General features: G+C 44.6%; 13 protein-coding genes, 1 tRNA gene and 1 other RNA gene. 11 read left to right on the top strand and 4 right to left on the bottom strand.

Features of this window, described 5'->3' with window-relative positions; all coding sequences use genetic code 11:
• Positions 1 to 172: 172 nt before the first annotated feature.
• A tRNA-Tyr gene (locus AB4329_RS02790) sits at positions 173 to 257 on the bottom strand.
• A gap of 564 nt (positions 258 to 821) precedes the next feature.
• On the opposite strand from AB4329_RS02790, the gene AB4329_RS02785 reads away from it, so the two are divergent.
• From AB4329_RS02785 to AB4329_RS02775, 3 genes are all read left to right on the top strand, one after another.
• On the top strand, positions 822 to 1,898 hold the full coding sequence (locus AB4329_RS02785; protein ID WP_372137633.1) for an efflux RND transporter periplasmic adaptor subunit: 1,077 nt from the start codon (positions 822 to 824) through the stop codon (positions 1,896 to 1,898).
• Positions 1,898 to 5,011, top strand: coding sequence for a vibriobactin export RND transporter permease subunit VexH (vexH, locus tag AB4329_RS02780; RefSeq protein WP_017062023.1), 3,114 nt, complete (start codon positions 1,898 to 1,900; stop codon positions 5,009 to 5,011). The genes AB4329_RS02785 and vexH overlap by 1 nt, the downstream gene beginning before the upstream one ends.
• 141 nt (positions 5,012 to 5,152) lie before the next feature.
• Positions 5,153 to 5,473 (top strand): DUF1244 domain-containing protein, encoded by a 321-nt coding sequence (locus AB4329_RS02775; protein WP_004736423.1) that lies wholly within the window; start codon positions 5,153 to 5,155, stop codon positions 5,471 to 5,473.
• A 90-nt stretch (positions 5,474 to 5,563) separates the two neighbouring features.
• Here AB4329_RS02775 and AB4329_RS02770 read toward each other — a convergent pair whose 3' ends face one another.
• Positions 5,564 to 6,631 carry a PLP-dependent cysteine synthase family protein gene (locus tag AB4329_RS02770; protein ID WP_017064069.1) on the bottom strand — a complete coding sequence of 356 codons (1,068 nt, stop codon included), beginning with the start codon at positions 6,629 to 6,631 and terminating at the stop codon, positions 5,564 to 5,566.
• Positions 6,632 to 6,760: 129 nt separating this feature from the next.
• Between AB4329_RS02770 and AB4329_RS02765 the strand changes: the two genes are divergently transcribed.
• A complete protein-coding gene (locus tag AB4329_RS02765; protein WP_017062025.1) occupies positions 6,761 to 7,234 on the top strand; it encodes an Lrp/AsnC family transcriptional regulator in 474 nt (157 codons plus the stop codon).
• Between the two features lie 89 nt (positions 7,235 to 7,323).
• On the top strand, positions 7,324 to 7,989 hold the full coding sequence (locus AB4329_RS02760; RefSeq protein WP_017070264.1) for a hypothetical protein: 666 nt from the start codon (positions 7,324 to 7,326) through the stop codon (positions 7,987 to 7,989).
• A 133-nt stretch (positions 7,990 to 8,122) separates the two neighbouring features.
• Here the strand turns inward: AB4329_RS02760 and tesB are convergent, their stop codons facing one another.
• The gene (tesB, locus tag AB4329_RS02755; protein ID WP_029235187.1) at positions 8,123 to 8,983 is read right to left on the bottom strand and encodes an acyl-CoA thioesterase II; all 861 of its coding nucleotides are present in this window, start codon (positions 8,981 to 8,983) and stop codon (positions 8,123 to 8,125) included.
• Between the two features lie 168 nt (positions 8,984 to 9,151).
• Between tesB and AB4329_RS02750 the strand changes: the two genes are divergently transcribed.
• Positions 9,152 to 9,592 carry a YbaY family lipoprotein gene (locus AB4329_RS02750; protein ID WP_102319976.1) on the top strand — a complete coding sequence of 147 codons (441 nt, stop codon included), beginning with the start codon at positions 9,152 to 9,154 and terminating at the stop codon, positions 9,590 to 9,592.
• Between the two features lie 75 nt (positions 9,593 to 9,667).
• Here the strand turns inward: AB4329_RS02750 and AB4329_RS02745 are convergent, their stop codons facing one another.
• Positions 9,668 to 9,970: an MGMT family protein gene (locus AB4329_RS02745; protein WP_048609271.1), complete on the bottom strand. Its 303-nt coding sequence runs from the start codon at positions 9,968 to 9,970 to the stop codon at positions 9,668 to 9,670.
• A gap of 214 nt (positions 9,971 to 10,184) precedes the next feature.
• Between AB4329_RS02745 and AB4329_RS02740 the strand changes: the two genes are divergently transcribed.
• The 5 genes from AB4329_RS02740 (at position 10,185) to AB4329_RS02720 (ending at position 14,847) form a co-directional block, all read left to right on the top strand.
• A complete protein-coding gene (locus AB4329_RS02740; protein WP_017064066.1) occupies positions 10,185 to 10,928 on the top strand; it encodes a hypothetical protein in 744 nt (247 codons plus the stop codon).
• 196 nt (positions 10,929 to 11,124) lie between these two features.
• An RNA gene (gene ffs / locus AB4329_RS02735) (signal recognition particle sRNA small type) lies at positions 11,125 to 11,221 on the top strand.
• Positions 11,222 to 11,338: 117 nt separating this feature from the next.
• Complete coding sequence (locus tag AB4329_RS02730; protein ID WP_372137632.1) at positions 11,339 to 11,965, top strand: TnsA endonuclease N-terminal domain-containing protein; 627 nt, start codon at positions 11,339 to 11,341, stop codon at positions 11,963 to 11,965.
• A gap of 6 nt (positions 11,966 to 11,971) precedes the next feature.
• Entirely contained in the window at positions 11,972 to 13,861 is a 1,890-nt protein-coding gene (locus tag AB4329_RS02725) for a Mu transposase C-terminal domain-containing protein (RefSeq protein ID WP_136975991.1), read from the top strand.
• On the top strand, positions 13,861 to 14,847 hold the full coding sequence (locus tag AB4329_RS02720; RefSeq protein WP_136975989.1) for a TniB family NTP-binding protein: 987 nt from the start codon (positions 13,861 to 13,863) through the stop codon (positions 14,845 to 14,847). Before AB4329_RS02725 ends, AB4329_RS02720 begins: the two co-directional genes overlap by 1 nt.
• Positions 14,848 to 14,914: the final 67 nt, after the last annotated feature.

Genomic DNA, 14,914 nt, shown 5'->3' with positions numbered 1-14,914 from the left:
GATTCGAACCATCGAAGGCAGTGCCGGCAGATTTACAGTCTGCTCCCTTTGGCCACTCGGGAACCCCTCCAGGGTGTGTCTTACTCTTCACAAAGTAAGCCTAAATTGATGTTTTCCCATAAGCCCATCAACTAGGTTGTTCTCTTAACTCTCAAAAGAGGTAAGAAGAATATGGTGGAGGGAGACGGATTCGAACCATCGAAGGCAGTGCCGGCAGATTTACAGTCTGCTCCCTTTGGCCACTCGGGAACCCCTCCAGGGTGTTTTTCCTAACTCATAATGGATAGGCTAAAGAGATGTTTTTCCCAACGCATCTCTCAAGTGCGGAGCGCATCATAGCAAACACGTTAAACCTGTAAAGAGTTTTTCTTATGGTTTTGTGTTGAATGCTGCCTTTTTGGGCAAAGATGGCGAAAAGTACGCATATTGCTCGGGAAGTGAACATCTATACTAAGGTTTACGTAGTGATAGGTAACACCTTGAGGTAACTCGCTTTCTACATTGTGTTTGGTTTGTGCAATTCGCCAAGAAACGTAAATGGAATTTAATCTAGATTTACACTTCTTGACGTTACAGCATTCATCAGTTGATAGAATACGGTTAATTTCATTTATAGATATTAATACCAATCGTAGTAAATAACATGTCATCCTAGCCTGTTAAAATGCTCGAGAACAGCGTCAGAAATTTTGATTGTAGAATAACTACTTATCGAAACTATCTGTTGAAAAGAGCTACCTTGTTCTCAAGCCTTTTCCCTACGCTATTTCTGACCACTTACTCACTGTGATTGGTATAAACCTTACTTGCAGACCATTATTATGAAGCATAAATCTGTTTTAACCCTGCTTAGCTTGTCTATTCTTATGGCGTCTCCAGCCGCACTAGCTAAACGCATGGGCCCTAGCACTGTCACTGTTGTTACTGAGCAAGTTGATATTCACCAAGTTAGCCAATCTCTTTCTTTGGTAGGTAAGTTAGAAGCAGAACAATCTGTGATCATTACCTCTGAAGTAGCGGGCAGAGTTGACTCTATCAACATCAAAGCCAATCAAGATGTCACCAAAGGGCAGATGTTGGTTCAGCTTGATGACGACAAAGCGAAAGCGGCGGTTGCAGAAGCGCAAGCGTACCTAAAAGACGAGCAACGTAAGCTAGCGGAATTCCAACGACTAGTGAAACGCAACGCGATCACGCAAACTGAAATTGACGCTCAGAAAACTAATGTAGAGATCGCCAATGCTCGCCTAGCTGCCGCCAATGCCAATCTTAAAGACTTACACATCAGCGCACCTTTCTCTGGCACGGTCGGTTTTATCGACTTTAGTCGCGGAAAAATGGTGACAGCAGGTACTGAGCTTGTGACTTTAGATGATTTGTCTGTGATGCAGTTAGATCTTCAAATTCCTGAGCGTTACCTTTCTAAGCTGTCTAAAGGCATGACAGTGACGGCTCGCACCAGTGCGTGGGGCGAGACTCAGTTCACTGGCACAGTGGTAGGCATTGATTCTCGTATTAATGCTGAAACCTTGAACCTTCGAGTTCGAATCCACTTTGACAACAATAATGATTACCTAAAGCCAGGCATGCTAGTGGCAGCTGATATGGATTTCCCTCCTGTAGAAGCGCCGATTATCCCAGTTCAAGCGCTTGAGTATTCAGGTACGAAGCGTTTCGTTTATGTTATCGACGAAGATAATAAAGCAACTCGTACAGAAGTTTTCCTTGGGGCACGTATCGATAACGAAGTCGTGATCGACAAAGGCATCGAAATTGGCCAGAAGATCGTGGTGCAAGGTATCGTGAACATGCGTGACGGCGTCTTGGTTCAAGAGCTTGCCGTTAATCGCCCAGCTGATGCAGCAAGTGATAAAAAAGCACAAGAAGGCGCTAACTAATGTTGTTATCTGATGTTTCTGTAAAGAGACCAGTAGCGGCCGTCGTATTGAGCCTACTATTGGTTGTGTTTGGTATTGTCTCTTTCAATAAGCTCGCGGTTCGTGAGATGCCAGATATTGAAAGCCCGGTAGTATCGATCAGTACTCGTTATGAGGGTGCGTCTGCCACCATCATTGAAAGCCAAATAACCTCCAACCTTGAAGACCAGTTATCCGGCATCAGTGGTATCGATGAGATCGAATCCACAACGCGTAACGGTATGTCGCGTATCACGATTACTTTTGAGCTTGGTTACGACCTCAATACCGGTGTGAGTGATGTTCGTGATGCTGTAGCTCGTGCGCAGCGTTCATTGCCAGATGAAGCCGACGACCCAATTGTTTATAAGAACAATGGTAGTGGTGAAGCTTCGGTCTACATCAACTTAAGTTCGACGGAGATGGACCGAACGCAGTTAACCGACTACACCGAACGTGTGTTGATTGACCGCTTTAGTTTGATTTCTGGCGTGAGCTCGGTGGATATCTCAGGTGGCTTGTACAAAGTAATGTACGTGAAGCTGAAACCTGCGCAGATGGCGGGTCGTGGCGTTACTACCTCGGACATCACTTCTGCTCTGAACAGTGAGAACATTGAAAGCCCAGGTGGTGAAGTACGTAACGATGCGATTGTGATGTCGGTTCGTACTGCTCGTTCTTACACTGAAGCGGAAGATTTCGAATATCTAGTCGTTAAACGTGCCTCTGATAACACACCTATCTACTTGAAAGACGTAGCGGATGTTTACATTGGCGCAGAAAACGAGAACTCGACCTTTAAGAGTGACGGCGTTGTTAACGTAAGTATGGGTATCGTGCCTCAGTCAGATGCGAACCCACTTGAGGTGGCTGACTTAGTCCATAAAGAAGTCGAAGCAATTCAAAAGTTCTTGCCAGACGGTACTCGTTTAGCTGTCGACTATGACTCAACTGTCTTTATCGACCGCTCAATCTCTGAGGTTTACAGCACGCTCTTTATCACGGGCGGCTTGGTTATCCTTGTGCTTTATATCTTTATTGGTCAAGCACGTGCAACACTTATTCCAGCGGTAACCGTACCTGTATCTCTGATCTCGTCGTTTATTGCCGCGTACTACTTCGGTTTCTCTATCAACCTGATTACCTTGATGGCACTTATCCTGTCGATTGGTTTGGTGGTAGATGATGCGATCGTGGTGGTTGAGAACATTTTCCACCATATTGAACGTGGTGAGTCACCGCTGCTTGCGGCCTATAAAGGTACTCGTGAAGTAGGCTTCGCGGTAATCGCAACAACGCTTGTATTGGTAATGGTATTCCTACCAATCTCGTTCATGGACGGCATGGTTGGCCTATTGTTTACCGAGTTTTCTGTATTGCTTGCGATGTCGGTGATCTTCTCGTCGCTAGTCGCATTAACGCTAACGCCAGTGCTAGGCAGTAAGATCCTTAAAGCGAACGTTAAACCAAACCGTTTCAATTTGTTTGTCGAGCGCGTATTTGGCAAGCTTGAGTCTGGATACCGCGCGGTATTGCGCCGTGCTCTTAACTGGCGTTGGGCCGCTCCAATCATCATTATCGCGTGTATGGGCGGTAGTTATGGCTTGATGCAACAAGTGCCGTCGCAACTGACGCCACAAGAAGACCGTGGTGTTATATTTGCGTTTGTTCGTGGTGCCGATGCAACCAGTTACAACCGTATGTCTGCCAACATGGACATCGTTGAAGAACGCTTAATGCCATTGCTTGGTCAGGGCTTCTTGAAGTCATTCAGTATTCAATCACCAGCGTTTGGTGGTAATGCGGGTGACCAAACGGGCTTCGTAATCATGATCCTAGAAGACTGGGATGAGCGTGACGTTACCGCACAAGAAGCGTTGAACGAAGTTCGTAAATCGTTGAACGGCATTCCAGATGTGCGTGTATTCCCGTTCATGCCGGGCTTCAAAGGTGGTTCAAGTGAGCCTGTTCAATTCGTACTTGGCGGTTCTGATTACTCTGAACTTCAGAAGTGGGCAGAGCTCTTAAAGCAAGCGGCTGAAGATTCTCCAATGATGGAAGGCGCGGACATCGATTACTCTGAGAAAACACCAGAGCTATTGGTAACCGTAGATAAGCAGCGTGCAGCAGAGCTAGGTGTTAGCGTTTCAGACATTTCAGATACGTTAGAAATCATGCTTGGCGGCCGCAGTGAAACCACCTTCGTTGACCGTGGTGAAGAGTACGACGTGTATCTGCGTGGTGATGAAAACAGCTTCAACAACGCGAACGATCTAAGCCAAATCTACATGCGAACTCAGTCTGGTGAGCTGGTTACACTTGATACGCTGACGCACATTGAAGAAGTGGCTTCATCGATTCGTTTGTCGCACTACAACAAGCAGAAATCGGTGACCATTAAAGCGAACCTAATGGAAGGTTACACGCTGGGTGACGCGCTCGATTTCCTTGATGAACAAGCGATTGAACAGCTACCGGGTGATATTTCAGTGAGCTACTCTGGCGAGTCAAAAGACTTTAAAGAGAACCAATCAAGTATCCTAGTGGTGTTTGCGCTAGCGATGCTGGTCGCATACTTGGTACTGGCCGCGCAGTTTGAAAGCTTCATTAACCCGCTGGTGGTGATGTTCACCGTACCTATGGGTATCTTCGGTGGCTTCTTAGGCTTGGTGCTGATGAGTCAAGGGCTCAACGTCTACAGCCAGATTGGTATGATCATGTTGATCGGTATGGTAACCAAAAACGGTATCTTGATCGTAGAGTTTGCTAACCAACTTCGTGACCGTGGTATTGAGTTTGAAAAGGCGATCATTGATGCTTCTGCTCGACGCTTACGTCCAATCATGATGACGGCATTCACGACGCTGGCTGGTGCAATTCCATTGATTACTTCAACGGGCGCAGGCTATGAAAGCCGAGTGGCTGTGGGTACGGTTATCTTCTTCGGTATGGGCTTTGCGACATTGGTAACTCTGTTCGTTATCCCTGCGATGTACCGACTGATTTCAGGATCAACACGCTCTCCGGGTCACGTGGAAGCGGAACTTAATAAAGAGCTTAGCCATGACAACGTGGGAAGAACCTCTCACGGTTAATGAACACGCACGATTAATGAACACGGAATAGTGTAACAATATTGAAAAGCCTGCGTTTGCTCCTAGCGAATTGCAGGCTTTTTTTGTATAACAAACAGAGCTCAACGAATTAATACAATAGATCGAATAAAGGAAAGTAAAGTGGCTGAATTTAAATACAAAGATCTTTCTCAAGAAGAACAAGATAAGCTGGATGCAGCAACCTTTCGTCGCCTGCTAGCACACCTAGATAACAATAAAGATGTGCAGAACATCGATCTGATGATCTTGGCTGGCTTCTGCCGAAACTGTTTCAGTAAATGGTACAAAGCGGAAGCAGAGCAACAAGGCTTAGACTTGGATATCGATGACGCTCGTGAGCGTGTATACGGCATGACTTACGATGAGTGGAAACAAAACCATCAACCAAAAGCGACGCCTGAACAACTCGCGGCATTTGAAGCGAAGCAGAAGCCAGAGTAATTTGTTCTCGTTAGTGGCTGACTAATAGAATGAATAAACAAAAAGAGCCCATCAAGGGCTCTTTTCTATTTCGAACTATCGGTTTTGAACTTAAGCCAACTCACCCGTTTGCGAGAAAGCTTCTAACTTCGCTGCATAAGGTTGTAGGTCACCGATATTCAGATTTACCCACTCGTCATTGAAGTAAGTGTCTAGGTAACGCTCACCACTGTCACACAGTAAAGTCACGATAGAACCTTTTTCTCCACGTGCTTTCATTTCACTGGCTAATTGAAGCACACCGTACATGTTAGTCCCGGTTGATGCGCCGACCTTGCGACCAAGAATGTCAGATAACCAATGTGTCGTTGCGATACTTGCTGCGTCTGGGATTTTACGCATTTCGTCAACCACACCAGGAATGAAGCTTGGTTCTGCTCGTGGGCGACCAATGCCTTCAATCTTGCTGAATGTACTACCTTTCACGTTCGCATTGCCTGTTTGGAAGTATTCGTGGAATACAGAGTTCTCTGGGTCGACAACACAAAGCTTAGTTTCATGTTGTTGGTAGCGAATGAAACGGCCAATCGTCGCTGAAGTACCGCCAGTACCTGGGCTCATTACTACCCAAGCTGGAACTGGGTGATCTTCCATCTGCATTTGATTGAAAATCGAGTTCGCGATGTTGTTGTTACCACGCCAGTCGGTTGCGCGCTCAGCGTAAGTAAATTGATCCATGTAGTGACCATTCAATTCTTCTGCTAAACGGCGAGACTCATCGTAAATTTCATCTGAGCGGTCCACAAGATGCGCTTGGCCGCCGTAGAATTCAATTTGCTCGATCTTCTTCTTCGCTGTGCATTTTGGCATTACCGCGATAAATGGAAGGCCAAGTAGGCGAGCGAAGTAAGCTTCAGACACCGCAGTACTGCCCGATGAAGATTCAATGATCGTGGTTTCTGGGCCAACCCAACCGTTACAGATAGCGTATAAGAAGAGAGAACGCGCTAAACGGTGCTTTAAAGAGCCTGTAGGGTGTGTGCTTTCATCTTTAAGGTAAACATCAATGCCTTCGATACTTGGTAGATCGAGCTTGATAAGGTGCGTATCCGCTGAGCGTTGGTAGTCCGCTTCAATTTTACGAATCGCGTTGTTAATCCATTGATGGTCAGTGCACATAAACGTTCTCCTGATCGAGTGTAGGAATTCTTTGTAATTGGTATGGTTCTAATTTATCTATAATCGGAGAGAAAAACTTTGCCATATTTGCTTTGTTTTGCTTAAATTGCAGAAAATTATTCTCTTTAAATGCGATTTGGTGAAAGTGTGATAGATGCCGTAGATAAAAAAATATTAGGGTTACTGCAAGAAGACAGCACCCTGTCATTGAACGATATTTCTGAAGCGGTCAATCTCACTACAACGCCTTGTTGGAAAAGGCTTAAGCGCCTCGAAGAGAACGGTATTATTGAGAAAAGGGTCGCGTTATTGAACCCGGAAAAATTGGATCTTTCCTTTACTGCGTTCGTATTGGTGAAAACCAGTGATCATTCTCATGAGTGGTATGGTCGTTTTGTGAATACTGTGTCGGAATTTCCAGAAGTGATGGAGTTCTATCGCATGGCTGGCGAATATGATTATATGATGAAGGTTCAGGTTAAAGACATGAAGTGCTTTGATGATTTCTATAAGCGCTTGGTGAATAGCATTGATGGTATCTCTAATGTGACCTCGACGTTTGCGATGGAACCATTGAAGTACACGACAGCATTGCCGCTTTAAGCTGCGCCTAGTAATAGATTAACTATCGCTTTAGTTTAACTATCTTCTCAGTTTAGATCTCGTCTCTGCGATAAAGAAAAGGATTATTCATGTTTGCAAAAGTATCTACCGCTATCCAGCTGGTACTGGCGGTCGCCATTTTTTACTTGGGTTACACCATCTACTCATTGACTAATAAAGTCGGTGAAATCGTTGATACTTACCCGCAAGTTATCGAAGACATATCGGGCCTCACCAAAGGGCTCAAAGTAGAAGAGCTATTAGCGCTTGCAGAACATGTCAGCGATCTTGCTCCTCAGGTGTTAAACACTGTCGAAGAAGTTAGAAAGACGATCGATGATGTGAATCAAACCGTAGCCTCGGTCGACAACAAAATCCCTGCGATATTAGATGAAGTGAAAAATGTTCGAACGGAAGTCGAGCAGGTAAGAACCGATGTTATTCCACCAACATTAACTGAATTAAAGAGATACCGCGTAGACGTAATGCCACCAATGCTCGCTGAAAGTAAGTCTTACCGCGAACAGACTATTCCTGTCATCGTCACGGAATCTGAAATGCTACGAGCGGAAGTCCCAGGTATTTTGGCACAAGCTAATTTGTTAGCTGATAAGAGTAAGGAACTCGCTCAGGGAGCCGCTGAGGGCGCGGTGAAAGGCGTAGTGTTATCGCCATTTAACCTTCTACGAGACGCAGGTGATGGCATTAAAACGCGAGTTCAAGGCGAGTTTGAGCCAACGTTAGAAGTTGAGTAGGTTTTATTGATTTTTGCGTGACGAGTTTTCTTAAGCGTCATTAAAGAAAGAGGCTAGGTATTAAACCTAGCCTCTTTTTGTTTGTGCGTATTTGGGGCTTGTAAGAAGCGTTTATCCGCTATTTATTTGAGTGCTATTTAGTAAAACGCATCACACCTTCTTGTACTGCTGTCGCTACCAGCTCACCTTTCTGGTTGAAGATCTCGCCGCGCACTAGGCCGCGAGTGTTCGCTGCCGTTGGGCTTTCAATCGCATAAAGCAGCCATTCGTCCATTTTGAATGGGCGGTGGAACCAGATTGAGTGGTCAATCGTCGCCACTTGAAAATTTGGCGTCATGATAGAGACTTCATGTGGGTGAAGCGCCGTCACTAAGAATCCCCAATCCGATGCGTAGGCAAGCAGGTATTGGTGGATCAAGTGGTTGTCTGGCATCGCGCCATTCGCTCTTACCCAAAGGTATTGTTTCGCTTCCGTCTTCTTAGGTTTCAGTGGGTTTACCACCGTCACCGGACGCATCTCAATCGGCTTTTCGCCACAGAAGGTTTTGCGCAGTTTCTCTGGTAAGAATTCCGCAATGTGGCTCGCTAATTCAGTTTCTGAGGCAAAGTTCTCTGGTCCCGGAATATCAGGCATTGAAATCTGGTGCTCAAACCCTGGCGCATCGCCATGATAAGAAGCAGTGAGATAGAAAATAGGGCGGCCATTTTGAATCGCTTTTACACGGCGTGTGCTAAAGCTGCGTCCATCTCGTAGGTTCTCAACATCGTAAATGATTGGCTTTTCAGGATCGCCGGGAAACAGAAAATAACTGTGGAACGAGTGAACACTACGGTCGTCTTGAACGGTATAACGAGCAGCAGAAAGCGCTTGTCCCAATACCTGACCGCCGTATACCTGTGGTAGGCCTAGGTTCTCACTTTGCCCACGGAATAAACCTTCTTCCAGTTTTTCTAGCTGAAGTAAACTTAGTAATTCTTGTAAAGGTTGACTCATCGCCAGCATTCCTCTTCGTAAAATGGGTGTCAGATTATGGTGCTAATCATTTAGCTTAGTCAGATATCTGTCAATAAATCATAGGGTTTCAAGACAGAATATGAAAGCTCTCTTATAATTGGTGAGTAGATTTGCCGAGTCCGGCAAACATGTTGAGAGAAATTGAATATGAAAAAGGCTCTAATTCTTATTACGTCTTTAGTATCGTTTGGCCTACTTGTTGGTTGCCAAGCAACATCAGAAACGAGCGCTTCTCAGGAAGTGGTTGCAGAGAACACTCAAGTGATTTCAGGAACAGTAAGCTACCGTGAAAGAATTGCATTGCCAGAGAATGCAGTGGTTACCGTTACGCTAGAAGATATCTCACTGGCTGATGCACCATCGACGGTTATCGCAACTCAAGAGTTCACCACAGACGGTAAGCAAGTACCGTTCGCATTCGAGCTGAGCTACGACAACGACAAAATTAAAGCTAACCACCGTTACAACATGCGCGCATCGATTCATGTTGACGGCAAACTGCGTTTCACTACTGACACGATTAAGTCAGTAATTACTGATGTAGAAAATACACAGCAAGCAGACCTACGTTTGGTTGGTGTTCGTTAATCAGAAGTCGATGCCACTGTTAAGGCATCTTGATTGGCTTAACTTAGCCAGTTGAATCAGCGATTAGTGGCAGCTCTAGGGCTGCCATTTGTATATTCTGAGTTTGATCTTTCCTGCATCACTCACCTCAATCCCTTCTTTAACCAAATGCTGCTTTTGTCGGTCGAACGAATCACCCTTTAAAGAGATTTCACCCTTGCTGTTTATCACTCGATACCAAGGCAGTTTGCTACCTTCTGGCAGGTTACCCAGCGCTTTACCAACATGGCGCGCATAGCCCGGAAATCCTGAAAAACGTGCTATGTCTCCATAAGTTGTTACTTTTCCATATGGAATTTGGTGAATCACAGCAAAGATTTGGCTCAAAAATTGGTCCATACTAAATGTTCCTAGTTCATAAATACCAATCACAGTAAGTAAGTGTTCAAAAATAGCGCAGGGAAAAAGCTTGAGAGCAAGGCAGATTTTGTTGATAAGTAGTCATTCTCCAATCAAAAAATCTAACGAGGTTATCGAGTTTTTTAACAAGCTAGGGTGACCAGTTAATTACTACGATTGGTATGGTACCACGGATCGGTAGAAGGAGAGGGCTATGGTATTTACAACGTTTCAGTTCTTGATCACCACATTATTAGCGGTTGTTTGCGCGAGAGCAATCAGTTTAAGTGAGGGAGATATCCCGGTGCTTGCAATGGTAATTCCTGCTTTATGGATTTTACCGCAGGGGGGCATAGCAGGATTAGCTTTGCTTGTTTCCATGACCACTTATGGTCTAACCCTTCCTTTGCAGCCTATCACGCTGTCTGTCAGTGCGTGGGTACTATTCCCGTTATTGATGGTGGTCTTCTCAAGACGCAGTAGTTTGTCGGTCGTGATTATTTCCGGCTTGATTGTGACTACTTTGCAGGTCGGGATCATGGTGACACAATCAGCAGGCAAGCTTGAAGGTGTCCCGTGGGTTACCACACTTCAAACCTTATCAATCATCGTGATTTGGTGGGCGGCAAATCATCTTAAGCCTGCCAGCCGACACAGCTGGTGGTCATTAGGCTTAATACTTCCATTATGGATAGCCGATTTACCTTATGCCGCTTTGGTTGCCTTGTGTGTAACGGGCATCATGGCATCGATGGAAACGCTGACGCGCTTGAAAACCTTCCGCTGGAATAAACTACTGTGTTGGACACTGCCAACGGTCGGTTTTGCGGCTCTGGTGATTACTCCAAGCATCGAAGTACCGAGCCCAGTCTTTGTGGTGTGGTTGTGTCTATTAGGTACCGCGTGGATGACAGACTACATCATTCGCACAGAAGATAACGAAGACATCGATATCTAGTACTCCAGCAATCCAAACCTTCCAAATGCAGGTAAATGGTGAATTTACCTGCGATTTTCTAATGGTTTGAATAAAGGATAAGCACTTAGACCGCAATTGTTCAAAAATAGGGTGGAAGGGCTTGCAATGGTTGCTGTGATGCTTAATAATCCAATCACTCTTTGAGGCAAGCCTCTTAGAAAACGAATCTATGGGGGCCTGGTCCTCCCGCAACAATAGCTCGTGAACTCGGTCAGGCCTGGAAGGGAGCAGCCGCAGCGAGTGACTTGTGTGCCGGGATGTGGCTGGGTTCCCACCCCTTATCTGGATAAAACCAGAAAATGTCATATCAGTACCAGAAAATGGCAATCTAGTACAAAAAAGTGTCCTATACTCAAAACGGTTGTAATTTTACATCGTTGAGGGACGTTATGTATGTACGTAATCTAAGAAAGCCAAGTCCTACCAAAAACGTCATCAAGTTCTCTAGTCCTAAAAATAACGACATGATTCTGTGTGAAAGTCGTTTGGAGTTTGATGCCTGCTTTCACCTCGAGTACTCCAAAGACGTCATTTCGTTCAGTAGTCAACCAACCGGTTTTTACTATGAGCTTGACGGTAAAAACAATCCTTATACACCTGATTTTTTGGTTCATCTTCGTGATGGAAGCCGTCAGTATTGGGAAGTTAAGCCACGACATGTAGCGCAGAAGCCAGAATTTCAATTGAAATTCATGGTCCAGCAAAGTGCGGCGATAGCACTTGGAGAAACCTTGAACTTAGTTACTAGTCGTCAGATACGTTTGAATCCTATCCTGAATAACCTAAAACTCATGCATGCCTATCATGGCTTTTATCAAATAACCAAGCTTCAAACTGATATCATCGCACTTGTCTGGCGTTTAGGAGCAGTACCCCTCCAAGGTGTAGCGTTGGAACTCGATCTTCCGCTAGCTGAGGCAAAATCTTCGGTATTGCCATTACTGGCGAAAGGAGAACTAGTCGCAGACTTAAAAAGTGCAGTGTTTGGTACGGAGACGGTGCTAACAGTGGGGTAAAAAACAATGTCTATTGGCCCTTTTGATGATGAATCTGAATCAATTCGTAATGTACAAGTTAGCTTGGAAGAACAACGAGAAGATGAACATAATACTCTGAAATATCGGAGCCTTTCTGATTCAAAACTAATAGAGCGGGATTTAAGCTCTTACCCTGAAGAGCAGCAAAACATTGCTTTGCAGCGATACAAGCTCATCTCCCTAATAGCGAAAGATAACAACCATGGGTGGTCGCCCACTACGCTCAATCCACTTATAAGCAAACATTTCGAAGCATGTGGTTTGTCGAAAAAGCCTAGCTCTAGGACTGTTTGCCGGTGGCGTGCAGCGTTTAATGAAAGCGGTGGTGATATAAAGTCCTTGGTCAACCGTCATCACGATAAAGGTAGCAAAGAGAAAAAGGTTGTTGGTGATGAGAAGTACTTTGAAGAGGCACTGGAGCGTTTTTTAACGTCAACACGCCCATCCTATGCCAAAGCATATGAGTTCTATTCAGATAGTATCATCCTCGCAAATGAGACAATTGTTGAGGGTAAGATCTCTAAGCTGACGTACGAAGGGTTTAAAAAACGACTAAAGTCTTTACCTCCATACATGGTGGCGGTGGGTCGTTATGGGCAATATTTTGCCGACCTTTGGTTCAGGTATTTTGATGCTCACGAGCCCCCAACAAGAGTTTTGCAACGTGTTGAAATCGATCACACCCCCCTAGATGTTATTTTAATAGATGACGAGTTACTTGTTCCTTTGGGCCGCCCTTACTTAACTTTGCTGGTTGATGTCTTCAGTGGTTGTATTATTGGTTACCACATTGGCTTTAAAGCCCCAAGTTATGTGTCTGTGTCAAAAGCTATTATCAACAGTGTTAAGCCCAAAAATGACCTAGTTACTAAGGGTTTCGAGTTAAATAATCGTTGGGATTGTCATGGCAAAATTGAGACTTTAGTCGTCGATAATGGGGCGGAGTTTTGGTCAAAGAGTTTAGAGAAAGCGTGTTTAGAGTCAGGTATACACATTGATTACAATAAAGTGCGTCGCCCCTGGTTGAAGCCATTTGTTGAAAGAGCTTTTGGCAAGATCAATGAGATGTTTCTGATGACTATACCCGGTAAAACATTCTCAAATACTATTGAAAAAGCTGATTACAACCCTACAAAAGACGCTGTTGTTAGGTTTTCTGTGTTTTGCGAAGAGTTCTTGAGGTGGGTCGTTGATGTTCATAATGTTAAGCCTGATCAGCGAATGTCTCGCATACCATCACTCTATTGGCAACAAAGTGTCGATTCTATAAAACCACTAGAACTCGCGATTGAAGACGAACAGCATTTCACAGTAGTGATGGGAATAGCGGATGAAAGAAAGCTTACTTCTCTGGGGATAACCTACGAGCATTTGCAATACGACTGCCGAGCGTTATCTGACTATCGAAAGCAATACCCACAGAAGAAAGCCTCTAAGAAGCATATCAAAATAGACCCGGACGATTTATCGAGCATCTATATTTTTCTTGATGAGCTTGGTGGTTACCTTGAGGTGCCGGCAAAAGATCCAGTTGGTTACACGAAAAAGCTTAGTCTAGAAGTACACCGAACATTGGTTGCTGCTCATCGGAAGTACATAGATACTCAAATTGATATCGTTGGTTTAGCCAAGGCTCGTATGGCATTGCATAAGCGAATTCTTGCAGAACAAGAGAATGGTAAGCAGCGAGGTCTCGTCAGTGTTAATCAGAAACACGCCAAAAAATTGGCTGCTCATAAGGGTATATCTAGCGATAAACCTGGCACGATTGAAGAAAATAAAATCCCAGAAACTAATGCCTCACAGCCAGGGAAGGTCTCTGCGATCTCATTATGGAATCAATCGAGAGACAAACTACATAAGCGAGGGGAGTAATGACCGAAAACGGTGAGTTAAGAGCGTTCTATGACTCTTACATAGTGCTTCCCCATTTAAATACGGTCATTAGTGATCTCGATTGGCTCAGATTACGGGGCCGATCTGGTGGCTCGGTACCTTCAATGATAATAATGGGTGATTCTGGCTCTGGTAAGTCTGCCTTGCTGGATTATTATATCAATACTCATCTTAGGAACGGCTCTCGGCAGGTATTATTGACGCGGGTTAGGCCTACACTGCTAGAAACATTAAAATGGATGAATTATGAACTTGGACGTAAGAACTCGCGTGCAAAACCTTGTGACTATGGGTTAACTGACTCAGTGATAAGATTGTTAAAGCAGTCTGATGTTGAGTTAATCATCATTGATGAGTGTCAGGAGCTAATTCAAAGCCGACGTCAGAAAGAGCGCCAGGATGTTAACGATAGACTTAAGTTTATCAGTGAAAGTACAAAAAAACCGATAGTGTGGGTGGGGTTACCTTGCTCCAAGCACCTACTTTCCGACGGGCAGTGGGAATCTCGAGCTAAGGTTGTGTATCAACTGCCTTATTTTAAATTGAGTCATGAAGCGAGTAGAGATAGTTTCGTTAAGTTATTGGATCTTTTTGACAAAATTCTACCAATACCGTCTTTTGAAACTCTAAGCTCCCCTCAAGTCGGCTTTCCACTGTTTGCAGCCTCACGAGGCGAGATGCGAGCTCTTAAAGAGCTAATTGGCGCAGCGCTTTCGGAGGCACTTTCTGAGGGGAGCAGTTCATTGAGGTTGGAACATTTTGCCGTTGCGTGGGAGAGATTTAATAGGCAACGTAGCGTCAGCGATGAGAACCCTTTTGAGGTTGATATGGTTGATGATCTTAAAGTTAGTGAGATTGAGGCTCATACTGATTTCGAGTTAGATAGTGAAACGGATACATTGGTACAAACTGAGCGTATTTTTTCTGATGCTACATCGCTGGCAAAACTTCTTACCAAGAGCTGATGCAATTTAATAGACAAATGTCTGTTATATCGAACTTTTGATTTTAAGTACCCAGATGTAACAAGCA

It is taken from the genome of Vibrio sp. 10N.261.54.A5 (assembly GCF_041471145.1).
Classification (GTDB): domain Bacteria; phylum Pseudomonadota; class Gammaproteobacteria; order Enterobacterales; family Vibrionaceae; genus Vibrio; species Vibrio crassostreae_C.
The sequence above is the reverse complement of the archived record's forward strand: the minus strand, read 5'-3'. Positions and strand labels throughout refer to the sequence as shown.